The 26,985-nt window shown below is 58.9% G+C and carries 16 protein-coding genes and 1 pseudogene; 4 read left to right on the top strand and 13 right to left on the bottom strand.

Translation table 11 applies throughout. The annotated features are described in order from the left end of the window. Positions 1-14 precede the first annotated feature (14 nt). Together IVB12_RS18735 and IVB12_RS18730 are read right to left on the bottom strand one after the other, a co-directional pair. The gene (locus tag IVB12_RS18735; RefSeq protein WP_247301041.1) at positions 15-1,712 is read right to left on the bottom strand and encodes an ABC transporter substrate-binding protein; all 1,698 of its coding nucleotides are present in this window, start codon (positions 1,710-1,712) and stop codon (positions 15-17) included. Positions 1,713-1,746: 34 nt separating this feature from the next. Further along, a complete protein-coding gene (locus IVB12_RS18730; RefSeq protein WP_247301040.1) occupies positions 1,747-3,090 on the bottom strand; it encodes an NtaA/DmoA family FMN-dependent monooxygenase in 1,344 nt (447 codons plus the stop codon). A 1,408-nt stretch (positions 3,091-4,498) separates the two neighbouring features. Between IVB12_RS18730 and IVB12_RS18725 the strand changes: the two genes are divergently transcribed. Then, complete coding sequence (locus IVB12_RS18725; protein ID WP_247301039.1) at positions 4,499-4,780, top strand: helix-turn-helix transcriptional regulator; 282 nt, start codon at positions 4,499-4,501, stop codon at positions 4,778-4,780. A 951-nt stretch (positions 4,781-5,731) separates the two neighbouring features. Here the strand turns inward: IVB12_RS18725 and IVB12_RS18720 are convergent. Then, the gene (locus IVB12_RS18720; RefSeq protein WP_247301038.1) at positions 5,732-6,421 is read right to left on the bottom strand and encodes a methyltransferase; all 690 of its coding nucleotides are present in this window, start codon (positions 6,419-6,421) and stop codon (positions 5,732-5,734) included. A gap of 1,335 nt (positions 6,422-7,756) precedes the next feature. Further along, the gene (gene nodU, locus IVB12_RS18715) at positions 7,757-9,412 is read right to left on the bottom strand and encodes a nodulation protein NodU (protein ID WP_247301037.1); all 1,656 of its coding nucleotides are present in this window, start codon (positions 9,410-9,412) and stop codon (positions 7,757-7,759) included. Positions 9,413-10,570: 1,158 nt separating this feature from the next. Here nodU and IVB12_RS18710 point away from each other — a divergent pair. After that, complete coding sequence (locus tag IVB12_RS18710) at positions 10,571-11,500, top strand: DMT family transporter (protein ID WP_247301036.1); 930 nt, start codon at positions 10,571-10,573, stop codon at positions 11,498-11,500. Positions 11,501-12,471: 971 nt separating this feature from the next. Here the strand turns inward: IVB12_RS18710 and IVB12_RS18705 are convergent. The 3 genes and pseudogenes from IVB12_RS18705 to IVB12_RS18695 form a co-directional block, all read right to left on the bottom strand. Then, a pseudogene (locus IVB12_RS18705) lies at positions 12,472-12,655 on the bottom strand (dihydrodipicolinate synthase family protein); the annotation flags it as partial. A gap of 3 nt (positions 12,656-12,658) precedes the next feature. After that, on the bottom strand, positions 12,659-13,813 hold the full coding sequence (locus IVB12_RS18700) for a glycoside hydrolase family 88 protein (protein WP_247301035.1): 1,155 nt from the start codon (positions 13,811-13,813) through the stop codon (positions 12,659-12,661). Positions 13,814-14,068: 255 nt separating this feature from the next. After that, positions 14,069-15,277 (bottom strand): CoA transferase, encoded by a 1,209-nt coding sequence (locus tag IVB12_RS18695; RefSeq protein WP_247301034.1) that lies wholly within the window; start codon positions 15,275-15,277, stop codon positions 14,069-14,071. Between the two features lie 220 nt (positions 15,278-15,497). On the opposite strand from IVB12_RS18695, the gene IVB12_RS18690 reads away from it, so the two are divergent. Beyond that, entirely contained in the window at positions 15,498-16,613 is a 1,116-nt protein-coding gene (locus IVB12_RS18690; RefSeq protein WP_247301033.1) for a LacI family DNA-binding transcriptional regulator, read from the top strand. Positions 16,614-16,807: 194 nt separating this feature from the next. Here the strand turns inward: IVB12_RS18690 and IVB12_RS18685 are convergent, their stop codons facing one another. After that, on the bottom strand, positions 16,808-19,444 hold the full coding sequence (locus IVB12_RS18685) for a CehA/McbA family metallohydrolase (RefSeq protein WP_247301032.1): 2,637 nt from the start codon (positions 19,442-19,444) through the stop codon (positions 16,808-16,810). Between the two features lie 209 nt (positions 19,445-19,653). Continuing rightward, entirely contained in the window at positions 19,654-20,979 is a 1,326-nt protein-coding gene (locus IVB12_RS18680) for an MFS transporter (RefSeq protein ID WP_247301031.1), read from the bottom strand. Positions 20,980-21,655: 676 nt separating this feature from the next. Between IVB12_RS18680 and IVB12_RS18675 the strand changes: the two genes are divergently transcribed. Next, on the top strand, positions 21,656-22,438 hold the full coding sequence (locus IVB12_RS18675) for an enoyl-CoA hydratase-related protein (protein ID WP_247301030.1): 783 nt from the start codon (positions 21,656-21,658) through the stop codon (positions 22,436-22,438). Between the two features lie 1,002 nt (positions 22,439-23,440). Here IVB12_RS18675 and IVB12_RS18670 read toward each other — a convergent pair. From IVB12_RS18670 to IVB12_RS18655, 4 genes are all read right to left on the bottom strand, one after another. Then, positions 23,441-24,001 (bottom strand): recombinase family protein, encoded by a 561-nt coding sequence (locus IVB12_RS18670; RefSeq protein ID WP_247301029.1) that lies wholly within the window; start codon positions 23,999-24,001, stop codon positions 23,441-23,443. Between the two features lie 786 nt (positions 24,002-24,787). Next, a complete protein-coding gene (locus IVB12_RS18665; protein WP_247301028.1) occupies positions 24,788-25,276 on the bottom strand; it encodes a hypothetical protein in 489 nt (162 codons plus the stop codon). Next, positions 25,260-26,396: an ImmA/IrrE family metallo-endopeptidase gene (locus IVB12_RS18660; protein ID WP_247301027.1), complete on the bottom strand. Its 1,137-nt coding sequence runs from the start codon at positions 26,394-26,396 to the stop codon at positions 25,260-25,262. Before IVB12_RS18660 ends, IVB12_RS18665 begins: the two co-directional genes overlap by 17 nt. Beyond that, positions 26,393-26,983 (bottom strand): hypothetical protein, encoded by a 591-nt coding sequence (locus tag IVB12_RS18655; protein ID WP_247301026.1) that lies wholly within the window; start codon positions 26,981-26,983, stop codon positions 26,393-26,395. Before IVB12_RS18655 ends, IVB12_RS18660 begins: the two co-directional genes overlap by 4 nt. Between the last annotated feature and the right edge of the window lie 2 nt (positions 26,984-26,985).

The following is a 26,985-nucleotide window of genomic DNA, read 5'->3' as shown; positions in this document are numbered from 1 at the left end:
GCTATTCACACGCATCACTTCACGTCGACGAAATGAGCGTCAAAAAAGACGGGTTCACCGACCGACCCGCGGTCCAGCCAGACATCCTTCAACTTTGGGCTGGTTGCCAATGTGACATCGAGCACCGTGAAGCCTAGGACGGCCGCTTTCTCCACGATATTGCGTTCAGCCTGCTGATAAAGCGCAGTCCGCCCGCCATCGTTGAACTCCTGTTCCGCTGTCTGAACGACATCCCACAGTGCCTCATCCTGGTAGCGCGACGGATTAAAGCGGTTCCGCTCGCCGTTCCGATCAGGCTTCCATGAAATGCGGAAGACCTCTGCGCCGGGTGCAACCCAATAGAGGAGCACGAGCTCGTAGTCGTCCGGACCGAGATTCTTCCCGGCAAAGAAATCCGCCTGGTTGGTCGGCTGAAGGCGCACCTCGAATCCGGCAGCTTTCGCCTGCTGCTGGATGACCTGCAATGCCTGCTCGCCGTCTGGCTTTAGAAAAGCGCTCGAATAGGAGATTCGAACGACGAGGGGCTTGCCATTCTTGAGGCGAATGCCGTCCTTGTTGTGTTCAGTCCAACCCGCTTGATCGAGGAGCTGATTGGCCTTTCCAACGTCATACCCATAGGACCGCCCGAGCCCGCTGATATATTCCGGCGAACTCTGGCTGAGCGCTCCATTAGCCTCGAATGGCAAAGCGCCGAGGAAGGACAATTCGACGGCGGCTCTTCGGTCAGCAGCGTATGCAAAAGCCTGGCGGACGCGCACATCGTCAAAGGGGGGCCGTGCCGTATACAACGCCAGGCGTAAAGGGGTGCCGCCTGTTATATGCCGCAAGACGGCGAAGCGGGAATTGGCGTCCTTCCAGGCAACTGCCGGAATATCATAGACGACATCAGATTTGCCCGTCAGCAGTGAGCCATAGCGGACGGTTTGATCCGCAAGGAACCTCCAGTTGATGCCATCAACGTAAGCCGGCCCCTGGTGCTTAGCGTGACTTGGTGCCGAATTGTAATCCGGGTTGCGGCGAAACACGACGTTCTGCCCGTGATTCCATTTCTCCACGATGAACGGGCCTGACCCGACCGGGCTGTTGCAGTTCACGGCAAGTCCGCGCTTGAGCGCAGTTGGTGACAAAATGCCTTGGGCGGACTGGGCGAAAACGTTGAGCAACGGCTGAAATGGCGTCTTCAGCGTTATCTGCAGCGTGAGAGGGGCAATTGCTGTCGCCGATTCGAAGCTGTCTTCGAGGTAAGGAGCGGCAGTCGGATTGCGACGATCCGGATCATTGCCGAGCCATCCGTTGATGTTCTCGGCAACAGCTTGTGCATCGAGAGGCGTCCCGTCGGTAAACTTGACGTTTGGCTTGATCTCAAAGATGTATACCTTCCTGTCGTCGGAGATTGTCCAAGACGTTGCGAGCCAAGGCACAATCTTTCCATCTTCCCTCCGAGCAACCAGATTGTCGCTATACTGCCGCTGAAGATACCACTGCTGCACCCATCCCCCGAACAGGCAGGGCGGCTCTTGAAAATGCCCGTAGCGAATGATGCCTCCTCGTTTCGGTCCGCCGGCTGACGCCTCTTGGGCAGAGCAGCACGCCATGATCGAGATCTGCAGGAGCGTTGAGACCGCCAACAAGACAGCCGTCGCCTTTTGCTTTCTTCGAGTGCTCGGCTGGATGCCGAGACGCCAAAGGCTCGTGCGTTCCATAACAGACATCTCCAAACTCCGGTGAATGTGGACAAACATTGCGTCACAGAGACGACGGCCTCGCCAACGTCTTGGCAGCAACGTCGTGGTGAGGGATTCCCAGGTGCTCGCGCAGTGTCTCCCCCTGGTATTCCGTGCGAAACAGACCGCGGCTCTGTAGGATCGGCACGACAAGATCGACAAACGCCGTTGCGCCGTCTTCCAGCACGTCAGGAATGATGTTGAAGCCGTCGACCGCGCCTGTGCGAAACCATGATTCGATCGAATCGGCGATCTGCTCGGGTGCACCGACGAGCAAGCGATGACCGAACGCTTGAACGCTGCCGATGATCTCGCGAACCGTGCGGCCTTCCCTCGCCAATGCTTCGAACGTGCGGTGATGACCGACCGAGAACGCAACATTGTGAGGATCGGGCAAGAGCTCCTCGGGAATGGGCCGGTCGAGGCTGAGTTTTTTGACCGGCACGTCCATGCTCCGTGCGAGGGCGTCCATCGCGCGCGTCAGATCAAGCAGCGCGTCGATTTCCTTCTTTCGGCGTTGTGCCTCCTCTTCCGTGCCGCCGATGAAGGTGACGAGGCCGGGGAGGATGAGTGGAGTTGCACGGCGGCCAAATTGACGCGAGAGCGCGCGCAGGCGCTCGGACTCCCCGATTGCCGTTTTCAAGTCCCCGGCTGCGGTGAAAACGACATCGGCGCTGCGCGCCGCAAGGCGCACGCCAGGATCCGAGCCTCCAGCCTGGACGATGATGGGATAGCCCTGGCGCGAGCCGGGATGGGTGAGCGGGCCTCGGATTGCGAACGCATTCTTGCTGGGATCAAGCAGCCGGAAATGATCGGTATTGGCGTAAACTCCAGATGCCTGATCAGCGATAATGGTCTCATCCCCCCAGCTCAGCCAAAGAGCACGGACGGTTTCGACGAACTCCTCGGCGCGCTTGTAGCGCTCTTCGCGTCCGATCTGGCGACCACCAAAGTTTGCTACCGTCGCTGGGCTGGATGTCGTAACCGCATTCCAGGCCGCTCGGCCGCCACTAATGACATCGAGCGACTGGAAACGGCGCGCCAGATTGTATGGTTCATTGTAGGTCGTCGACGCCGTTGCGATCAGCCCGATGCGCGTTGTCTCGCGCGCGATTACGGAAAGCACAAGCGTCGGCTCAAGCCCATTGAGTGGCGGCTGCCGAGTGATGTCGAAGGGCACCGCGGGGGTATCCGCCAGAAACACCGCATCCAACAGGCCACGCTCGGCAATCTTCGCAGCACGAACGTAATGCTCGATGTCGAAGAAGGCGCTTGGGTTGGTGCCCGGCCAACGCCACGCTGCGGAGTGACCGCCCGCGCCGTGAAGATTGAGGCCAAGATGAAGCGTGCGGATGACGGAAGACATAGGCACTCCCAAATGCGGCGACCTCGAAGCTGCCGGCAACGCCTTCAATGACAAATTCATGTTGGTCACGCTGTTCGGCTACTGACCTCGCCCCTGGCGGAGGCTTGGCCAGAGTGCGCCCGAAAGGGCCGCGAGCGACCACGCTTCGAGACAGCAACTCATAGGCAAGACTTTGGGCACTGCGCTGGCCAATACTCGGCCGCTTGGCACGGCGGACGGCATCAGGTGAAGCCAGAATGATCCTGACTGTGGTGCTGATCTGGCTCCGCAGGGGCGCGCTCCGTTCGGGTTTCCACTCAAGGGCTCGCAGCAACAGTCTGCGGGACGCACATGCGCGAGAGACGATGACCAATTGCGTGCGCAAGGCCGTGCTTCCCAATTGCATCGCAAATTGCATCAAACAGTGTCCTTGGATGCCGCAGCTAACGAAACCGTAGCTTGTTATAGGACACGTGTAGCTGTGACGAGCATCTGAACGCAATAGTTGAGTATTTCAATCTACTGCCGCCACTTGGTATCCTTTTCTTAAGACGAGCTTTTGTTCGATTCATTTGAATGCATTGGCCACATGGTCAAGTTGCGCGAACTCCGCTGATGCTGTGACCTTCGTTTTTTGCGGACCTGGCTTCGAAGCGTAACGGCAGGATCGATGCACAAACTTCTGATGGTGAGACGTGCATTTGAGTCGACAGTGTGGAGCAGAACGTTGACGCTGGCGAATAGTTGCAAGCGTGGGCAGTATGGACCCGACGGCAACATCAAATAATGCGATTGAATGCGCTTCTTTTTGCGATGTATTGCGTGAGAACTGGCAGCACTATCCTCGTGGCTCGCAATGCGTTCCGTATCTTTATTCGGTCCTGCGCACCGCGGTGTCTGACGTGGCCACGTTTTTGCCCGCCAGAGGTGGCGACATGCTCCGCGCAGGCCAGAGAGCGCGTGACGCCCACAGCCCAGTGCGCTGATCACCCATGAAAACCCAGCGTGACGCCGCGCTGTTAGGCCCATAGGTCAAGTCAAAATCGCGCGACACGACCTCGCTGCCCCGGACGCGGATCGTCGCGAAGAATCCCACTTCTTTCCAGGCGGTTTCCGGATCGCCACGACGTTGCTGCCGCGGAAGGTGAACCGGGGCTGCAAGGCCGGCGAGAAGCAATATCCTCCGCGCAACTTCTTCTCAGTTGGTGCCATCGACCTGCGCATCGAGGAGTCGCCAAATACGTCCAGATGCTGGTCGTGATAGAAAGTCAGCACCAACCCATTCGGCGCGGCGTGCCCGGCATCTGGGTCTAACGCCGGCTCTTTCATGTAAGCTCACGCGGCGAGTTCGCGATCTTTTGCGAAACCTGAAACAATAGACCGGTTATAGCCAGTGGTTTGATGGCCCACCGAATGGCTGCTTTAGCGCATGAAAGCTCGTGCGCTTTTGGCCTGGAATGTGCGGCGGATCCGCGTTGATCTCGGTATTCCGCAGGAGCAATTGGCTTTCGATGCGGACATTGACCGCTCATACATGGGCGCTGTTGAGAGGCAAGAAGCGAATCCAACAATCGATCTGCTCGATCGGATCGCTAAATCGCTTGGCGTCCATTTATCTGAGTTCTTTATCCAACCGCCTAAAGGAGCAACGTCCCATAAGACATTGCGCAAAGGTCGCAAGCCGGCTCGTCCACTTCACAAGAAGAAATAGCGCTCTGCTCGCGTGAGTTCGCTAAAACATTGTAATTTGCTGGACAGGACTTTCGAAAGCTGCGGAAGCGCAAGGCTTCACGCAGGAGATATTCGCATACGCTTTCGGCAACAATACTTCAGCGGGTTGGAGTGCGACGCAATCCCACTGTGTGAATCTGTTCGCGCCTTTCTTCCGCTTGAATCAATATTGATTGCCTCTTCTGATGTTGGCTGACCTTTTGAAATTAGTTATCGGCGAAAGTGTATGCGTTCCGTGGAATTGGCGCCGGTGGCTCGGAGCGAGCCGCTCGAGCATTTAGTCAAGAAAACGGATAACGATCAGAAATCGTGACACGAACCTGGCTCTTTCGATTCTGGGCGCGCCACCAGTGTTGGCTAGCTTGTCGTATTCATCGGCGACTTTCAGGAGCCTGTCCCTGGGTTGGCCGGAGCCGAGCGAATCCGCTTTGATTCGCGCTTGCTTGCGCACGAGCTCGCCAGAGTTGTGGATCGTAGATTGGTCTGCATGGTGTCATGTAGATGAGGATGCATTTCCAAGATCAAGCAAGTGCGACGGCTGACCTCCGTATCATTACGTAGGCTGCGATCCGTAAGGACCAGAGACCCAGTCCTCCTGAATGCTGAGTACGCGGCAACGGACGAGCCCAGCCTTCCCGGATTACTTGGCGCGTCTTTATCGAAACGTCGGTGCGGGCGAGTGCGAGCTCCGCGATGCTGCGCCGGTGATAACCGTGGATCGATAGCCTCCTACGTGAAGGTGCGCCAGAACGGACTTTTCACAGGTTCGGTGATCATCGCGGTGGGTCAGGGCGAGAGAAACGTTGAGCGCGCCTCGTCGGCCGGGAAACTGCCGCGAGCATTATAATTTTTGCAAAGCGGGCGGTGCAGTGCCTCGGCCTTCTTTAGGGGCCCATGCTCGGCCAGAACGCCGCTCGAGAGCCAAGAGCTTTCATCGCACCGTGAGTTCCCAAATAATCCGGACGTGGCCCTCTGGAATCGAGGGGCGGAAAATATGCATATTCCTGACGCGCAGCTTACTCCTATTAATCAAATTCAAGACGCGCCCGACATCTCCCTGATCAGAGAAGAGCACATACATCACGCCCTTGTCATTTAGGCGGCGCCGCGCACCTTTGAGAGCCGAGGCCATGACATTGTGATGTTCATCGAAGCAAGAGCGCTCCAGGTCGTCTTTCGCTTTACGATTCCAATAGGGGGCGGCAAAGAGAATGATGTCAAATTTTTCTCCGGAATGCAGCCCAGAATAGGTATCGCTATAGCGCGCCTCGGCTTTGCCCGAGTAACCTAACCTCTCGATGTTTATCTTCGTCGTGAGGACGGCTTGCGGATTTATGTCGAGTGCCACTAGACAGCCTGCGCCGGCACGGAGCGCTGCAAGCCCTAGTACGCCTGATCCGCATCCCAGATCGAGTACTGTCGCGCCAGGTTCGATGTGCCACTTCGACATCAATGCGTCGGGACCGTGACTTAGGCGTGGTGACAAAACACCAGGCAGGACGTGCAGGGGCAGGCCGCTTACTTCCACGTCATGGGGGCGCTCGCATAATCGCAGTTCGGCTAGCATTGCATCTACGTCAGTCGTTTGGCGCCTTACAGATGCGCCTAGCGGGGCATTCATCTAACTCTCCATCTTGTGGTGAAAACAACATCGCGAGACGCCGGCGGCCAGCAGGCCGGTCTGGACGAACTGCTTCAGCGTCCGGCAAGCGGTGAGCTGAGAAGCCGGATAGCCGGCCTCATATCGCTCTCCATCAACCGAGTGCCAACGATAGCGCGGCTGTTCCCGCGCCTGCTCTCTCGGAAATGGGCACACGACTTTAGAGAACATCTGTCTACACGTCTGAATGCACAGCTTCACTCGGTGTTGCTGCCCCTCAATAGCAACGGCCGTGCCAGGAACGCTAAGCGCAGCAAGGGCCTATGATTAGGCTCTGCGGCATGCTGGCATTCGCTCGCCGAGCACCGTGATCTGCCTGTATCGGGCGGTAGCCGTGCCGAGGACCATACATGAAATCGTCCTCTTGCCGCACCATGCGCCAGTGCGAGCTAGAGGAATCCCTCGCGACTTTTCGGCCGAACGTCCGCGTTTGCAGACACGCTGGCGATCTACTGACATTTGTCACGTTTGGTTTCCGACAGAAGCACGAACTGCGCTCACCTGATCAGTTTTCGCGTTACCCAAAGCTGCCCAGCGCCTGCGGCTCTGGGCATTGACCCGATTCTCGCTTTATGCCTGTCCTCAGCGCCGACTGCTACGTTGTGGCAAAATGTCCGGTGCTGATGCGGTAGTCGCCGCCAATCGCGGCATCCTTGTGCGATGACTAACCCGTGTCGCGCCAGCGCCATTTCGCGGCGCCCATCACCAGGGACGCTGGGCGGTGTTGAGCGATAATGCCGTGTCTCAGTTTGAAATTGAGGGATCAGCCCTTTTCCCAGGCCGCTGCTGCCGCTCTGGCGATCCCAGACCGCTCTTGAGCGGGAAGATGCTTTTCCCGGACCTTCGACCGTTCTTACCGCCCTTATCATGGCTGGCCGATCGCAACCGGCGATCCTGATGAGCCCACTGGCAAGTCTCAACGATACCGCGGCTGCTCCCGCGCCTATTCTCTCGCAAATGGACACACGGCGTTAGAGAGCGTCTGTCTGACGTCTGAATGCACAGCCTCAGTCGGTGTTGCTGCCTCTCAATAGCAACGCCGTGCCAGGAACACTAAGCGCAGCAAGCCTATCGTTAGGCTCTGCGGCATGCCGGCACTGGCTCGCCGAGCACCGTGATATGCCTGTATCAGGCGGTAGCCGTGCCGAGGACCATACATAAAATCGTCCTCCTGCCGCACCAATCGCAGCCCGAAGCACCCTCCCGGCGCAACGTAGGCGACATCCGGCAGACAGCGACCCGCTGTGATATCTCGCTCATTCTTAGCGGGAAAGGTGCCGTTGGACCGGGAATCGCTCACTTCTGTGTTTTCGTCCACAGCATGCCATGGCACCATACATGCTCAACGCCTCCCCACTGGCAGGCCGTTGCGACATTCGGGAAGAAACCGCGTCCATGGTTGTTCGCACTCGTGTTGCAAAGCAGTGGAATACCCGTAAGTTTCTCATATTCGACGAGAAGCTTGGCGACTTTGTGCTGGGACGATCTGGGAATGGTTTGCAATCGCGCAGTTCCGTCCAGATGTACAACGGCGGGGACTTTGTCCCGCCATTCTGCTCGTGTCTGATGATCAAAGAGCATGTAAGGGTCCGGCGTTCCAGGGCTGAAAATGTCCGGGGCACGATCCTCCAAGCATATCGGAGCGACCGGCCGGAAGTGTTCGCGTAGTTTGATATCGTTGAGATGATCCTTCATTCGCGCCGTCGTCGCGGCTGCGAGAATGCTTCTACTACCCAGTGCCCGAGGTCCAAGCTCGGCGCGGTCGGCAAAGAAAATCACCGGCTTGTTACTGGCGAGAATGGTCGCGAGTTCACTCATGCTACACGGCGCGGCGTCCCATTCGGTCGGCACATCGCTCGGCTGCAGGGCTGGACCGCTATAGACTGACCATTGTAGCGGCACGAAGCCTTTGTCGGCCGCCACCGCCGAGCAAGCGGCACCGATTGCCGATCCGCTGTCATTCGGAAAGGGCGGCACCCAGACAGCATCGAACAGGCCGCTGGCGCGCAGTGCGCTGTTCCATTTTATGTTGAGAGCGCAGCCGCCTGTTATACACAAGTTGCGCGACGGAAAACGTGAGTGGCGCTGCAAAGCACGCGCCATTTCGCGAACGAGCAGACGCTCATGGAAACAATGAAACGATGCAAGCACATCTTCGGGAGCCTTGGACTTCAACCGCTGCGCGCTGGCATCGACGTAATCATGCACAGCTTCAAGCGCAGACTCCGGACTGTCAGGACGGGCGAGCTCTGCATTGGTCCCAAAGTGCTCCTCGTAAAGCTCCTGAAAGACCGTGACGATGTTTTCATCAACAGAGCCTAGTGCGATATAGGCCATCAACTTGCCGGCAACACCGAGGTCCCAATTGGTGCGCGTCGCCTGCTTATACGGCCCGAAGTGATAACCTGCGGCCGCATAGGCGTGCCCAATCATTGGGAACAGGCATTCTATGAACTGGGCGCCGCGGAGTTCTACATAATAAAGACGTGGAAAGGTGCCGCCGTCCCACACCAGACAGAACGCGGGTTGTCCTGCTTTCGCAAAGGGACTCGTGCAGTATGCGGCGGCCACATGGCCCGTGACGTGCGGATAGCTCCTGTAAGGAAAGGATTTGCCGCCCAGTAGCAGGCCAGTGCCGTCGCGCGACGTTAGCAGGCCATCGGCATGACTTTCAATATACGGCGCACCTTTGAGAGTAATTGGCGTAGCCCCACTGAGGACCTGGAATTCCGACTCCCCCTCTCCCCACCAGCCGTCGAGGACGAACTGATCAACATCCGACGCATCCAGCCCCTGCTCCGCTAAGGCGACGACAACTGCATCGAGATTGTCAATGCTTTGATATCGCGGATTGTTGTCCCGCTTCTCCTGCTCGACACAAAAAGCAAGTCGTCCGTCCTCGATAAGAGCGATTGATCCGTCATGCGTCAGCTTGATACCGCAGATGCGCATAGTGCCTCCATGTTAGCCCCAGACAATTCGATTAATTTGAAGACCGTCTTCGCTGCCGAAAGCAGCGAGCAAGCAGACGCACTCGAACGATCAACGCTTCGTCAGCGCTTCCCGGACCATCTCTGCATCAGCGGCATGACGCCAAGCGTTCGAGCGGTATCACACGCAGATCCGAGTACCAGATGCCCGCCTGGCGTGAGCGTGCGCATCTAGGTTGCGGATGCGCATTCAGCCAGGTCATGACCTAAGACGGGACTTCCAAGACCATCAGGTCGCCCCGTCCCGATCGAGATCGGATTTCGGATCACGACTTATATTTTGCCCTCATTCTCAGTGGCCGACGTCATCTCGATGGCTGGTTGCAACTAAGGCGCCTCCCATTCTGCGTTCTCGCCCGTAGCCACAGCATGATTTGGGCCAGTGCAAACCGGAGGAATCTGGTCGCAATTTCTCGGCCGAATGTCTCGTGTGCAGACACCCTGGCAATTTACTTACATTCGGCACGTGTGGTTTCGGACAGAAGCAGGGACTAGGATTACCGATTCACTTTTCGAGCTTCCGAAAAATGCGGAAGCGTGCGGCCCCGAGGCCTTGAGCGGCCTTGGCAAGGCCCGCCCTCAGCGCCGCCCCCTGCGTTGTGGCATAATGTCCTCCCCAATCATCATTGGCGCGCGTCCTCGGATTGCGAAATCAACCACGTGAGGGGAATGGCCGTACCCGTCAAGCGATGCGACTAAAAACTCCCTGAGCGCCTTACGCACCTCCGGATCCAGGTCCTTCGAAGGCGGAACGGCAGCTCGATCCAATCCGTCTTCAACCCCATAGGTTGCAGCAGCCTGCCCCGGGTGGAGGTGACGTAAATCGTGGTATGGATTTATCGCTCTTTCACTTGTTTTCATGCGACCGACAACGCATGTACGATCATCGTAAGGGCGTCGCCAGTTACCTCCGACCATGCCATTCGCCAGTGGTGCGGAACGACGAAGCTTCGAGGCTAAGAGAAACAACACATGCGATACTCTTGGCTTCGCCCTTGGGTAGGACAACTAGAGCCCAGGATTCGACACGCGATCCGGCGGCGGCAGATCATGAACCGAGAATTCAAACGTGCATTGCCGTGAATCCACTCCGATCGCGGCGACGAAGGGAGTCATAAGCTTGAGTGAGAGCCCACCTCTTTTCCTACCGCTTCTTTGCGGAACACTCGCAACGGTCAGCTGGAGTATCGGCAACGTTCTGTCCAAGGCCGCGCTCTGCTGCATCGAACCGCTCTCGCTTCTGACAGCGCAGTTGGCTGTGAGTGCCGCAAGCCTGACCGTACTATCGATCTTCTCAGGTGCGCCGCCTCGCTTGAGCGATTGGCGTGCTGGCCTTGCCGGCATCCTGCAGCCGGCGCTTGCGTCTGGTCTGTCGATCTTCGGACTATCGATGCTGCCGGCTTCGATAGAGGCGATGCTGTTCGCAGTTGAACTGCCGATGGTCATACTTCTTGCATGGTTGATCCTTGGCGAGATCCCTAACCGTGCTATCGTCTTTCTCTCTTTGTTGGCTTTTGCCGGGGTCGGCTTTTTGCAATGGACCTCTGAATCTGCTCCTTCCGCAACGCCGGGACTGGGGGTCGCTCTCGTACTCGCCGGCGTACTATTCGCCTCACTCTACAGCATAGCGGTCCGTGTGATGTCGCAAAACGTGGATGCGTTGCGCCTTACGACAACGAGCCAGATCGTCGCGTTTGCAGTGGTCGTATTTGCGTGGATTTGCGTTCGCCCATTGCCGACGCTCTCTGTGGTCATCGGCGATATTGTTCCGGTGGCCGGATCCGGATTGCTGCTCTTTTCGATTCCCTTCCTCCTCTACGGGATCGCGCTGCAGCGAATGAGCGCGACAGCCGCCGCTCTGTTGCTACCGCTCGTTCCCGTGCTTACATCCATTTTCGCATCTATCTTCCTTCGGGAAACTCTGACCGCAACACAGTGGCTGGGGGCCGTCGCGGTTCTTGTCTCGGCCCTGGGAATGCCCCTGGCCTTGCGCTCCCAACCCCATGGCTCGGAAATATCACCCCACTCTCCTGTCGGGAGAAAGCCTTGAAGAAGGAGCTGGGCAACGCGCGCGCTGTCAACTCCGGAACGGGCGGTCGAACGTGAGTTATTGCGAGCGCAGTCAATTGCGGCTCCTCGACGAGCCAGCCCTCAATCCTAGTAATGTGCGGGTCGAGCTTGGACGGCCATGCGAACCCTGGTCTTATAAGGCCGACGGCAGCCTCGGTGCCTGGCACGCGCCTCGACGGCCGTCACCGTGTTGCGGAGGGTTTCTTGGCGAACGTCGCTGCGGTTGCCGGCGCGGAGCTCGTGCAAGCGGGTTGCAGGCCGCGCACCTGTCCGGCACGACGATCGACGCAACTGCCAAGTTCCTCGTGGTTTGTGCGAAACTCGGCCATGAGCCCGACCGGATGGAGCGAGCGATACTGATCCACGTAGGCGCCGCTTTACAGCCGCGGTCACCTTGGCATGCGCCAGCGCGCGCTGATAGGGCGTCAACGGAGCATGATAGCGCTTGATTACTTTAGAGCATTTTCCTACCTGACGGAATCGGAAGTGACTCGCTTGCGGCAAATCGTGATTCACTCTGAGGGCTGGTGATGGAGGCCAGCCCCATCGCTAAACCGCACTCGCCGGACCTTCGCTTTCGCATAATTCGGCTGTGGGCGGTCATTGATCGTCCGGATCGGAACTTTCCGTCGGATGGTCGAATAGAATCCGGCACGGCGCCGCCGCCTACCGCCGCTCGCCGCGACCCCTACGTCGACGAGCAAGCGGTCGATGGTTGCAGGGGTGATCGCGAAAACAGGATCACGATCTGCCAGGCCAGGCTTCAATCGCCCATGTTGCTCAAGGGCCGGCAGCAAGATCGGAATCATCACGTTGAGCCGCTTGCCGCATACCCGGTCCAACGCCTCCCATAGCGCCGTCATCGCGTCCTTGATCGTCGCGCCACATCTACGTCTGCGCTCTCGCGGTGCCTTGACCTGTCAGGCCCAACCGCCCCGTGTTGCCGGAGTGCGGGCCTGCGAGGGCCTCACCACCCTCCTCGATCAACGCACGCAGCTTCGCCGCGCAGCGGTACCTCGATTTTGAAATAGCTGACGAGCGGCACCTCTCGTGCAAGACGAACAAGAATCGGCACCGTCAGCATCACGCCGCTGAGCGGTGCGTCCTGGACCATGATCGCAATAGGGGCTGCTTCTAATCAAATCTTCTCAGCCTCGATGAGTCCATCAAGAACGTTCAATGATTCGAACAGATAGTAGGATCCGAAGATCGTCTCTGCATTGTTGGCCGCGTCCTGAGCGCGTGCATCGCGACGTTTATTGAAACAGGCGCCGACCAACATTCCGGGCGGGCGGGGATCGTCCGGATTTGTTGGCGTCAGATAGGTCTCGATCAGGGCCTTTGCCGTCCGTTCGCCTGCCTCACGATATCTGACGCGCAGTGCCGCCGTCGGCGCGAGCCGCGCCAGCTTTAGCAGCGCCGAGCACGTGATTGCAGTTGCCGCCGTGTCCGTCTCCGTGTTGGGAATGCCAGGATCATCAAAGTCCCAGAACGCGACCATGCTCGCTGGCACGTGCGAAAGCCACCAGTCCGCTCCCGCCATCAACTGCTCCATCCAGCGCGTCTCATGAGGATGGTGAGCAAGCGCGATCGCCGCATAGACGAGCCCCCAAGCTTGCGCCCTGCCCCAGACACTCGTGTCGCTGAATCCCTTGTGGGTGAAATGGCGGACTATCTTGCCGGTGGACGGATTTAGCTCACTCGACTGAACGATTGAGCCATCGGAGCGCATATGAATGTCGAGCACGCGCGTGGTATGGCGCGCCGCAATGCCAGCGTATGAGGAATCGCCTGTCCTTGCGGCGGCCCAATACAGAAGCGGGACCGCCTGCAGAGAGTCGATGCTGCTGAACGAATTGCCAACATCTTCTGATTCCTCCGCATCGCGGCCTAGCGGAATGAGGCCAAGCCGGCAATCGAATTGCGTCTTGAGCGAGGTGGCGGCATCCAGTGCCAGGAGAGCTGCGTCCTTGTCTTTACACAGTACGTCGCCAAGAGCGACCCCATAGTAGAACCCAAAGCCCTTGAACGCGGTTTGCAGCTGCGCGCGCGGCTTCAAGCGGCTGCTCCAGAACCGAGCTGCATCGAGGTATTTCGGCTCGCCAGATCGCCGCGCGAGCAGCCACAACATACCCGGCCATGCGCCACCGGTCCAATCGCCGTCCGGCGTGGTCGTCCATTTGCCGGTCGAGCTGTCTGCCCAATGCGGAAACTCTATTTTCATCGCGACAAGCGTCTGATCGACTCGTGCTTGCATCAGGTCTATTGCGCGTGCCCAGCGCGACTTGCTCATATCCGATACTCCTTTGCCACTTGCCGAAATCCCAGGGCATCGTTCCCGGTGCTAACCGTCCAATGTCCGACGGATTTCGCTTCGGCCGAGCCGATGGCTTAAGCGGGTCAGGAGCACGCAGCTGCGTTCTCCAGCTATCGCTCCTGATCACGAGCAAACGCTCAAGGGCTATCCGCCTCAGCCCGATCGTCACGCGCATGACCAGTGTGTACATGCGCTCTAGCATGCCTGCCGTGATGCGCGTTGGGAGCGTCATCAAGCGGCGCGCGAGGACGTAAAGGCGCCGACCGCCCCCTTCCTGGAAAGGTCTTCAAGTTGGTGGTCGTCGTAGCCGAGCTCTTTGAGGATTTCCTCGGTCTGAGCCCCAAGTTTCTGAGGCGGCAGTCGGACTTCGGGCAGCTTGCCATCATAGCGCACGGGATGGCTGACGAGCGTGATCGGCGCGCCCGTCGCCCCGCGGACGACCTGGAAGTTCTTGTTGTGCACGACCTGCGGATCGGTCACGACATCTGCATAGTCATTGACCGCGGCGTGCCAAATTCCGTGGGCCTCGAACAATGCGATGCATTCGGCCGTCGTGCGCTTTGCGACATTTGCGGCGATCGCAGCGGATGCCTCGTCGCGTCGGCGATACGCCTCCTTGTCTGGAACGCGCTGATCGGCCGGAACATCGAGCGCCTCCGACACTGTGCTGAGAGATCCAAGAGAAATCGCCAAATGACCGTCACGCGTCGGATAAATGCCGTAAGGCGCACCGTAGTACCAACCGGAGATCGGTCCCGGCTGACGGACATCGTCAGGCCGCTCGCCGTTGAGGTAACAAGTAAAGGATTCCATCTGCAGATCGAGTGCAGCAGACAACAGGCTGACATCAACCCGGCACCCCTGTCCGGTGCGCGTTTTCCTCACAAGCGCGGCCAGAATGCCAGCCGCAAACAACGCAGCACCATGGTGATCGACCGCTGAAACACCTACGGCCCTTGGACCCTGCTCGCGGCTTCCAGTAATCGTGGCCAGCCCCGATATTGCCTGCACCAGTAGATCCTGACCGGGACGGTGGACGTAGGGCCCATCAGGACCGTAGCCTGAGGCCGCAGCATAGATAATTTGCGGATTGATCTTCTTGGCGTCCTCGTAGCCGAGGCCAAGCTTGTCGAGAACGCCGGGGCGGAAGTTTTCAGTCATGACATCCGAGGTCGCGATCAACTTCCTGGCAATCTCAATGGCTTCAGGTTTCTTCAGGTCGAGCGTGAGACTTCGCTTGTTGCGGTTCCCGGTGAGCAGCAACATGGACTGCCCATCGACCCGCTTGTCTGCTCCGCCCCATTTCCTCTGAAAGGCGCCATCGGGTGGCTCGACGGCAATGACGTCCGCCCCGAGATCGGCGAGAAACTGCGCAGCCACGGGGCCCATCAGGAAGTGATTGAAGCTCAGGACGCGAACGCCCTTCAAAAGATCGACCATGGTCTCGCTTTCAGTTTTCTTGGATCAGAGGTGTTCTATTTGGCTCGGCCTCTGAAATCGATTTCAGAAATAGACATCATGATGTGCAGAGTCAAGCAAAATGGGCGGCCTGCCAACTCAGCGCCTGCCCATGTACCAGAGTTCCACTGGATAAGACGGATCGGGCGTATACAGAGCTTGAGAATGCTGGCTGTCCAATGTTCTAACGTGGATCGGACCCATGCCATTGACTGAGCGACCAGACCGGATGGATAAAAAACCAACAATCGAGCCCAAAGGACGCCAGCAACCGCGCGTGAAGATCGAAGATGTCGCGCGAAAGGCCAATGTGTCCCCTGCGACCGTGTCGCGCGTCCTCAATCATCCCGAAATCGTGAGACCGGAGCTCCGGGACAAGGTGATGCGGCACATCACAGACCTGTCCTACACGCGAGACAGCGCGGCGAGAGCCCTGAAGTCGGGACGCATGCGCACCATCGGAGTCATCGTTCCGACGCTGGCGCTCGGGATCTTTGCCGAAGGAGTTGAGGCGCTGCAGAACCGCCTCAGCGAAAGCGGCTATACGCTCTTCATCGCGAATTCCCAATATGATCAGCGCCGCGAACTTCAGGAACTGCAGAGCCTCATCGAGCGCGGCATCGATGGAATTGTACTGGTCGGAGGCTCCCATGGACGTGAACTGAGGGCTCTGATTGAACAAGCCGGTGTGCCTGTGATCACGACCTATGTTTCGAAGGCAGTTGGCGGCATTCCCGCGATCGGAATCGATAACGAAAGAGCCACGCGCGAGATGACCGAGTATCTGTTGCGGCTTGGACACATCCGTTTCGGCGCGATCGCCAATGTTGTTGCTGCGTCCAACGACCGGTCCCGCGCGAGGCTCGAGGGCATTCAGCGCGCTCTTTCGGACGCCGGCCTCCCGCTCAGGCCCACCCAGATCATTAAGGCCGACTATTCGCTTGCCCAGGGTCGCAGCGCTCTTCGTCAGCTCCTCACCGACCACCCCGACACGACGGCGGTGATCTGCACCACCGACACCCTTGCCATCGGTGCAATGGCAGAGGCCCGCAAAATTGGGGTCGCCGTGCCGGCTACCCTTTCCATCACAGGATTTGACGATGTGGAGCTGGCGGCGCAGATGGACCCGCCGCTCACAACAGTCAGTGTTCCGGCAGCTGAAATTGGCCGAGGAGCCGCCGATTATCTCATCAATGCGATCGCTGGAAGCCCACTTCCCAGGAGTGTCCTGTTGCCCTATCGACTGGTCATGCGGTCATCGACCGGGCCGCCGAGATCTAGCGAACGCCCACCGCGTCGCAGGCGCAGCCCGGGCTGAAGCTGCCGCGGCCGACGCGCTGTCACTGAAATCGATTCTCCTGCGCTCCTCCAAGGTTCGGGCGGCTGCCACGCTGCGCGAACATATCACCGGTGGTGGCACAAGTGGACGTGGCTGAACATGCCGCGGCCGTGCTGCCCGCAAAGCGCTGGAGCGAGAGAAAGGAGAGCAACTCACACGACGTTTTCCCCTTCTCAGTGCTCGCGCTCGGTGTGAACGGAATGGACAGGCGCATGGTGGTGAATGGCGCCAAGTTCGTGCAGCTTATGATGCAGACGATGATGTGCAAGCTCCAAGGCAGCTCGCAGCCGGGAGTGCCGCGCTTCGTCAGTCCTGGGAGCGAGCGTATCCATATAGGCGATCGATCCCTCGATTTGTGCAAGAATCGACACCGCGTCCGCAGTGGCAAAGACCGGTTTGTCGCCGACTTTGACATACACCGCACTGGTGTGGGCCGCGATGTCGGCCTCGCGCCCCGCCACACTGCCTCGAACGCGTATTGCGATCCAACAGGACTCGGTGATGCGCAACGCGAGCTGGCCGTTGCACGACAATTCGCTACATCGAACTTCATCGATGACGATGCCATTGCGGATCACCTCCACCCGTGTTGGCGCGACGCTGACCGATTCGATCCGCCAGTCGATTGTGATGGTGCCACCCGAAGGGGGAAGCGCGATCGCGCTCCCGGGGCGACGTCCTTCCACTCTCACCTCAACGAGCGGCCCGACTGTGATGAACGTGTCTCCGCTGCGTACGGCATCCATCCAGTTGCGATACGTGAAATCGCATCCACCTAGTTGCACATAGGTCCGCGAGCCTCCGAGGAGCGCGGCAGCGTCCATCTTGTCGGAGCCGGCGACCAGTGGCAGATGGTAGCCGATGTTGAGGTAACGGTACCAGTCAGCCAGACCAAATGCGCTGATCTGCGCAGTCCGCGGGTTGAACGACATCATTTCAATGGCATCGACCAGGCCGAGCACGATGTCCGCCGCCCGCTCGGCTTGCGGGTTGGGAGCATGCGGCATCACGACAAGGCCCCCTTGCTGGCGGCAGCGCTCCGCCCAATCGGCCATGGTCGCTTCCAGAGGATCGCCGATCGCAGCCTCGTTGGGTCCGCCGCAAGACAGGGGGTTGATAATTTCGCCTTCGTAGCCGAGAAGCGATATGTGTCCTAGGACTTGCATACGGTTCTCTGTGCCGACGCGAACAAGGAACTCTCCGTCCCCGCCGAAGTGCTTTGCCCCGAGCGTCGTGCGCCCGTCGAAATCGGCCACGTTGGTGAATAACTCGCCCCATTGTGCCGCGAGCAGGTTGACGACGTTGACCCCCTCCGCCTTGCCCTCTAGCAGGGCTGTGTGCGGGCTCAGGAAATGGACGTGAGTATCGGAGCTGACCCACCCCTGTTCGCGCCAGCGCAGCACCCTGTCCAGCTCGAAGGTGAGTTCCTCCGTGGTCGCGGTGACTTGGACGATACGGCGCAGGGGCCGCACCTCGAAGCCCCTGCTGATCTCCACAAACACGGGCCCGATCGGCAAGTCCGCCTCGCAGCTGCCATCCACATAGACGTACTGGTTCAGCCCGTTCGTAAACTCCCCGGCGAAGTCTTCGAATCTTCCGGCATTGACCTTGCGGTGGTGCCCCTTGGGCGGCAGATACTCCCCATCCGCGCCATGCACATGCAGGCGCGCGGCGACACGCACGCCGTTGCCCTTCTCTACGATGCGGATTTTGACGGGCCTTGTTGCCGGCGCGATGGGCACCGCCTCCAGCGAGGTGTCTCCTGCGTTCCCGGCAGCTTCCAGCGACCGAAGATCGGCAAGGTGCAAGCGGCCGTCGTCGGAGCGTAGGTACAGCCTTGCGTCGGGATGGGCGGAGTACTCGACGATGACCTCGTCCTCGGAACGCACCGGCTGCACGTCGTGCTTGTCACCGAGCCAGTCCGATCTCGCGTAGTCAAGCACCGCGCGGGCGGAGATCACCGTGCCGAGATCCATGCCGATCTGTTCGCCCCGATGATCGACGTCGAGCTCGCCAAGTTTATTCAGATGCACTCCGGGCGGTAGCCGCATCTTCAGCTTGCGACGAGGCTGGAGGCGCAGGGGATGCTGGGTGAGCCTTGTCGTGGTCACCGCAAAGACAAGAGAAAGTTCTTGCTCCGCTCGCAGGCTTAGCGCGGTGAGCTCCTTCTCCGGATATGGATTTTGGAGCGCATAAAGCCACAAGTTCTCCCCTTGTCGATCCATGCGCCCCGATTCGGTGCGTGTCTCGCCATGGAAGAAGCTCGCGCCCGCCCTTCTGCCGAGTGCGCAGTTTTCGCCGGTGCTTGCGTGCACGATGGGCCCCCGTAATGGCAGCGCCGCGAACGGGCTGGCGCTCCAGGAGATATGGTTCTGCTGGACCGCGAACCGCCGTAGCACCGGCACGTCGACCTCGGTGCTGTCGACGTATCGAAGCACGTATGTCGACACCCGATCGCCGAGCGAATTGCCTTCCACAGGCAGCGTTGCCGGCCCAATCTCCCCGAAGCCTTGAGGGCTTACGGGTGGGCGGTCCGCGACCACTTGCACAAAGAGCACGTAGCTGGCCAATGTGGGCGGCAGCGCGATCACCGCAGGAAGCCCCCCGGGACGCAAGGCCAGCACATCCGCTCCGGCGTTGGCGCCGAATAGAAACGGGATGCCTCGATACGTCTGCGGTCCTCGAAGCGAATCGATCCAGCCGGTGTCGCCTGGGCGGCTGCCGAACCCCTCATCGAGTTCCAGGCGACCGGCGTTGAAATATCGCTGCAAGTCGACGGGCGCGAAGTGCGGTGACGATGGCGTTTTCATTCGATGGACTCCAGTTCATGGACGTCGTCGCCCATAAGCGGCCCTAGATGCGATGAGGACTGCTCACGTGTCCCGCTGCTGGCGAAGGCGCTCGTCCCAATCCCATGCTCTTGCCCAGCATCAAGAGATACTCGCCGGTCGGCATGCTTTGCGTCTGATAAGGAAGGCTTTGCCTCTGCTGGGAGGCGCAAGCGGCAGGCAGAAGGCGTTCAGTCACCGATGTAGACGCGGCCACGCCTTTTGGCGAAGTGGTAGACCACCACGCTTAAGAGCGCTATCAACGATCCGTAGACAGGAAACATCCAGGCCATGTGCTCGCGTTGCAACCACACAAGAAGATACGGTGAGGTCCCGCCAAACAATGAGACGCCGAGCGCGTAACCGAGCGCTACGCCCGTGGTGCGCACGGCACGCGGCATCAGCGTGGTAGCGATGAAGTTATAGAGCGCCATGTTGAACCCCACGATGGCTCCGCCGAATACCGTGACAAGGAAGAACGTGGAGATGCCCTTCTCCGAATAAAGCAGCGTCAGGAAAAAGCATGGGATGAGCAGTAGGCGCAGCAGCGTGAACGCACGCGAGGGCCGCACCTTGTCAGCGAAGGCGCCAACAAGGGGGGCGGCCAACATCCAGATCAAGACCATCAGCGTCATAATTCCGTATACAGAGGTGCTATTCTCCTTGAATACCGTGTTCGCCATATTGGGCAGACCGGTGTTCCAGGCATAGTTGGCGATCTGCACCGATCCGATCACCAGGATGACCGCAAGCAGGGATAGCCGCACGCTCCAGAGCGTCTTCCACACACCGCCGGTGGTTTCCTGAATTCGCGACGACTCATCTTGGCGATGCATAACCCGATGGATCAAGGTCTCCGGTACCGACGTGCGCAGATAAATGACCAGTAGGCCCAGCACCCCGCCGACCGCAAAGGGTACGCGCCAGGCCCACTCGCGCATCGCTTCGGGGGCAACCGATGCGCTCACCAGAAACGCAACAAGGCTAGATCCAAGGTTGCCTAGCTGGATGAAAGTGCCACCGATCAGCCCCAGATAACGCCCCTCCTTTCCGGGCGGCGCCAGTTCAATTGCGATTGCATTGGCGACACCCGCCTCGGCTCCGGTAGCAAGCCCCTGAACAAGGCGCATGATAAGCAGCGCCACAGCCGCCGTGACGCCGATGTCCCGGTACGTCGGCAATAGAGAGATCAGCAGCGAGCAAACCGCCATCGCCGTCACCGAGATCATCATTACTCGCTTGTGGCTAATGCGATCTGCGACTGGGCCAAGCAAAGCCGCTCCCAGTGGCCGCGCGCAGAAGCCCGCCCCGTACACGGCTAGCCCCGCAAGCAGCGAGGTCGTGGGATCATCGGAAGGAAAGAAGTGCGGCGAGAGAAACGCCGCCATCACGCCGTAGACGTTCCAGTCGTACCACTCCAGCGCTACGCCCCCTCCGAGGCCGACGGTCATCCGTCTGTTCGCAATCTGATTATCAAGCTGAACAGATACGGCACTGGGTTGAGCAATAATGTTCATGTGTCCTCGGGCTCAGTCAATTGCGTAAATGATGCTGCGGTCAAGCAAGGACGAGCTAGCGCTCGCTGGCCCTTCGCGCGGAGTGCGGCGCTATCTAAGATAAACGCGACTTGAGCGGGCCGGCTCGTAGCGGGTGAAGGCGCAGGCGCCAAGGGGTACGCGGCATGCCGCCGATAAGGCCGTCTTCGTTCGATTTCGCAAGTCGTGCGGCCGCACGACCGGCTCTTGCATGACCTTAGTCAAAGAGATCGCGAGCGGCGATTCCGATCTGCGCAGCCCCCCAAGAGCAGACGCCACCGAACGCGCTGCGTACAAAACGCGCGCGAGCCCGTGTCCCATTCCCATGGTTTCCATCCCTCCTGTTGCCAAAGCGCACTCGTGAAGAAGCTGTTGTTCTTGTTGGACGGCCGCCGCGTTACTGCGCCGTCATCTCGCTAAGAAAACAACGCAATCCTGAAATCGATTTCATAAGCGTAGGCGCTCTAGATTCCGGAGTCAAGCGCGGAAAACGCTGCCACTAAACCTTCTCTCAGTCTGACCAGCAATTTTTTTCTTGAGCAGCCAGAAACTGCTCGAAGTCTGGTCAGTCGGATTGACTATAAACAAGCATGTTTTGCGTGGAAAACGATTTCAGTATATTGGCTGCCTTTCTGACTTCTTTCAGGAGACATCCTCTATGACCGGCAAGCCCGATCTCATCCTCTCGACCTCTCCCAGGGCCCATGTGCGCGTTGTGACGCTGAACAGGACGTCGAAACGAAACGCCTTAAGCAACGACCTGATCGCACAGCTTGGCGCGAACTTGCGGGACGCTGCGCTCAATGAGGATGTTCGTTGCGTCGTCCTTTGCGGGCACGAAGCCTTCTTCTCTGCCGGAGCCGATATTAAGGAGATGCAGCAGCGCGGGTTTGAGGCAATCGACAATCCCGCGAGACGTTCTGCGTGGCGGGACATCGCCAATTTTCCAAAGCCTCTTATCGCCGCGGTTGAGGGAATTTGCTTCGGTGGTGGTCACGAATTGGCCTTGCTCGCCGACATCGCCATAGCAGGCGAAGGAGCGCGGTTTGCACAGCCTGAAATCAACATCGGGATTTTGCCAGGCGACGGCGCAACCCAGCGTCTGACGCGCGTGGCAGGCAAATCTCTGGCCATGCTGATGATACTGACTGGCCAATCCATTTCTGCCCGTGCGGCGATGCAGGCCGGCCTTGTCGCTGAAGTCGTCGAAAGCGGCCAGGCACAGGCGCGAGCGCTCGAGATCGCCGAACTGATCGCCCAAAAGCCGCCGCGTTCGACTGAGCTCGCCAAGGTGGCCGTTCTCGCCGCCTTTCAGACCACCCTGGACGCCGGCCTCGAATTCGAGCGCCAGGCAATTCGATGCGCATTCAACACTGCTGACCAGCAGGAAGGAATGAACGCGTTCTTCGAGAAGCGATCGCCAAACTATCGTGGAAATTAGCCGTCGCGATCCCCAGCCTTCGCTGCTGCCGGCGCTCCACATGTGCCGGTACTGGCCCACGATGCACCCGATTAAGTACTCCTTCGGATCGACCAGGCCAACGCTGCGATCTAGAATTCTGTCGTGCCTACCCTTCGAGCACCAATGTACATTGAACTTGCAGTGGCGCCTGTCAGGGACCATCTCGGCCGGTGCGCCCGGGCCTTCCTGCGCAAAGGTCAAAGCCCCTCTCGGTCGAAGTGGACCAAAGGTGTGGATTGACTAGGCTAGATTCTGCGATCGACAGAAAGTCGCTTGATCCCGCTGTGGACTCTTAGGTTGGCTGCGGGACCTGGACTATAACCAAGACACTCAGAAGCGCCGGAAAATACTGTAAGTCTTGCCTTTTTTGGCTCGCTTGGGTACGCATTTCTGGGTACGCAGCTGGGACGCGCCCCGTCCGCACAGCTTCTGGAAATGAGAAACTGTGCGCACCCATTGCATCCTCGGCTGCTGAGTTAGCTCGCTGCTATGGCATCCAAAGCTGATCGAAGATACCTCGAACGCCACGGCGAAAAGTGGCGTGTTTCGTCGCTAAATCAACACGCGTGCGCCCAGTTGCTCGACCAGAGATCGCCGTGGTTCCCCGGATAAATTCACACCGCATCTGAGAGGTCATCGATAGACTGGCGGCTTGAATTTCCCCCCGTGCCCCCGGCGGCACCGGCCTTCTCTTCGCCGCTACGCAATCCGCTCCAGCACCCTGCTCACCTGCACGGCCGACCACGCGCCCATGCTCCCGCTCGGCTGCGGTATGCCGCGCTCCGTGAGGGCCTTCGCAACCTCCCTCAGAGAGCCTGCGCCCCCATTCCTGATCTCAGTAATGTCGGCACGAGGTCTCCGGCCTTCTGTGCCGCCTTGGCCCTCACACCTCCGTAGCGGCTTCCCTCTGACCACCCGCCGACCGGCCAGGCCCTCCGTTTCCGCCTTCAGAGAGCTTCGACTGCGTCCCGCGCTGTCTCCTCAGCTACTCGCGGCCAGCCTGCCAATCGTCGTGTGGCTCACGCCGAACGTCCTAGCGATGTCCGTGAGTGCCTCACCGGCCGCTCTCCGGGCAATGGCTTCTCGCTGCTGATCGCGGTTGAGCGCCTTCGGCCTGCCCATATGGACACCGCGCTTCTTGGCTCTCTCCCGGCCCTCAGATGTACGGGCGAGGATGAGCGAGCGCTCGAACTCAGCCAGCCCACCGAGCACTGTAATCATCAGCTTGCCGTGTGGGGTTGTCGTGTCAGCCCATGCATCTGCAATCGACCGGAAGCCGGCACCGGCCTTGGTGATGACGTCGAGCGTGTTGAGCAAGTCCCTCGTCGAGCGCGCCAGCCTGTCTAGCCGGGTAACCACCAGCACGTCACCGGGCTGAAGAGCCGCCAGCGCCCTCTGAAGGGCCTTGCGTCCATCTGTGCTGGCACCGGAGCGCTTCTCCGAGAACACCTTGGTGCAGCCTCCAGCGCCTCGTAACGCGGCCTCCTGCGCCTCCAAGGTCTGCCCGTCCGTGCTCACCCTCGCATAGCCATAAATCGCCATTCCCCAGCTCCCGACTTTCGTTCATGACTTTCGCACAGAATAACGCGAGTGCTTTCAGCGTCAACCGAAATGTGCAGAAGTCTCGACTTTCGTTCAAGCCGCTCGCCCACAGAGAGTAGCGTCGCCCCTGTTCAATGCTCAACAGGCTGCTACTCTCCAGCCCTGACTGCGGGGAGACGCGGCGTGGGACAGTCGTACAAGGACTACAAACGAAACCAATTCAAGCAGAGGCGCGTCTGGATTTCCCGTCGAGTTGGGAATTATCGGGTCGGGAGCTCCGTGTCTCCGTGGACGGCTTTCTTTCTGATGACGTTCGCGAACGGAGAAAGCAAGCCAACCGAAACCAACTCGTGGGGCGCCCCGAAGAATTGGCGTGCCCGATTGTTGGTTTTTGCGGTGATCTTAGTCGCACTCTTTTGGTGGATAGGGCATTGAATTGCGAAGTGAAAGGCGCGCCGATGTCCCCTGATATCGCACTGAAGCATATCCAAGCGTTAACCGAGGGCTCAGACCGCATCGCATCCGAGCGGCTACAGGTCGTGTGTCGTGTTGCTCAGGGGGATTGAACAACTCTGCCGCAAGGGTCTTCAGGATGCCACTTCTCGTGCGGCGGAAGATGCACCCAACGTGGTTCTGCTTTGGAAAGAGCGTTGAGGCCCCGCGCATAAATGCCAGCTCGTGAGAGTGCGGGTGTCTAAGTGTTTTTGTCCGCGCCCAAGGGGTCGCGTCAGGTGCACGTTAAGTCCCCTTGCGGGCGGGCCCAGACTAAGCGCGAAGCCAGCAGGTTTAGGCTTGAAACCATTCACACGGTATATCAGGCAGGAAGCCGCCGGCCGCCTTCATCCGCTGATAATATTCAAAGGCCTGCTTGGCTGTGCAAAGCCCAGCCTCAACAGCCCATTTTAGGAGGCGAAGGCTACCGACCACCCGGCCCTCGTCAGCCGAGCCGATTGCAACGCGCCTGGCTTTTCCGTCGTCGCAGCAGAACACGTAGTCTCCGTCTAAAAGCAGCGCCAAACATTCAGTTTCGCCCTCGCCAAGCTCATGTTCGTCAAGCAAGGCCAGAAAGCGCTCAGAGGAAACTTCGTTTGGGTCCACGAACCTGATCGTGCCTCGCTCCTGAAGTGCGAGGAGCTCCGCCGCACAGGTCGGCTCGCATTCACCCACCACTAAGGGAGAGACGCAAACATTTACGTCAGGCAGGACTGCGACGACCTCTAGCGCACCGGCGTTCGAAAGGTTGATTACTGAACTCGCATCAATGATGAGGTCCACGACGTCCCTCACCGCTGATGCGCGCTCCGTAGATGTCGTTGATGGAACAGTTCAAGCGGTCCGTTACCCAACCGATTGAAACTTCTCCTTGCTCAACTTTTTCCGCAGCAACACTCAGGAGGTTCTTCGATACACGCGGGATGTGCACTGGCGCGCGCTGAGGCAAACGAAGTGCCTCCGCTCGCTTCTCGGGACCGCCAAAGTAGACCCGAAGATGGTCGGCGAGTGACTTTGCCCCGCCCGATGGAAGAAGCTGCAAGTCTTCGCAGCGACGCGCTGCTACATCGAAGCTTACCCCATAGAAGCGCGACAGATACAATATCTCGATGTCGCCGATTGCCGGATTGGTAATACCGAGAGTGCCGCGAACTTGCTGTAGGAACATTCCTACGCCGTGTGCGGGGAGTAGAAGCACGGACGCAAACGCGTTTACGAAATGCTCCGCTTGCGTCCGATGTCTATTAAGCCCCCCAATCTGTCCAGCAAGATCGAAAGTCACCGATCGATTGGAGTTCTTGTGATGCGTTATTAGATGGCCGATTTCGTGCGCGAGCGTGAACAGCATTCGTCCCGCGAACCGCGGCGACACGAATACGAAGGGATAGCCGTCAGCCACGACAGACGCGCCCTCGAAACGAGAAGTCTCGAGCCTGCCGAGTATCGCGCCCATGCCAACGATCAGTCGAGGCAATTCGGTAAGTGGTTCGTCGAGCTGCCCCGGCAACAACATCTGACGAAATTCATTCGCGAGGCGCTCTGCCTCTTCGTACGTCTCTTGCTCAAAACGAAATTGTGAGAGCCACTGCGGTGGCGTATCCCGCGGTGGAAGTAGCTTCAGCGCGGCCTCGACAAATCCCGCTGCCGCTTCCACTCCGCGATCAGGCCTTGAAGCGACGGTCTGACGAAACAACATCCCAAGGTCGCTCTTCGCCGCGCTGTCCGAAGCGAACGAACGAAGAGGGACTCTTAACCCGCGTGACAACGCGCGGAGATCAGCCAAAGTCGGGTCTTCATCACCGTCCAAAAACGCGCGAATTCGGTCAGTTGAGAGTCGCGATTTACTCGCTATCTCGTCGGGCGACAGGGGCAACTGCCTGAGAAAGGTGGCGACCCTGCTCATGATCGCGTTAAGGCGGCAGACGCCTTAATTCCCTGCAACCAAGAAAGCATGTCTTGAACCTGCGTTTGGTTGAGCTTTGCACAGCGACCCATCACGTCGAAAACTCGGTTTCCTTTCTTGCCGATCAACTCTGATAGCTTAGGAAGGGTTTGGTCGCGACCCATTGCAACTTCCCGATCGCTTTCAAGAGCAACAGGATTGGTGCCCACAATGAAGTTTTTGACTCGCTCTTCAAAAGTATCGGGCTTATGCGTATCCAGCGGATGCTGATTGCCTTCTGCATCGATGATGACGTTACCTTCTACGAAACCGTTCGCGCCGGTATGAAGTCTATTTTCTGGAAACCTCCGATAGGCAGCTAACGCATCAATTCTTTCGGCGACCTCCATTCCGCCGACAACATATTGCTGAATTGCGGGCACCTTTCCGCTGACTACGAATATGAAGTCACCGGGCATCACCACCCGTCGTATGTTAGGCATGCACGCTCCCAACGTGGGAGTTTTACTGAACAGGATTGGATCGTTCATGTTGCCGCGTGCATTAGGATCAGTGCCACTGCCTGATATGTAAACGTAACCCTTCACGA

Source organism: Bradyrhizobium sp. 179, from assembly GCF_023073535.1.
Lineage (GTDB): Bacteria > Pseudomonadota > Alphaproteobacteria > Rhizobiales > Xanthobacteraceae > Bradyrhizobium.
This window is presented reverse-complemented; position numbering and strand designations above follow the sequence as displayed.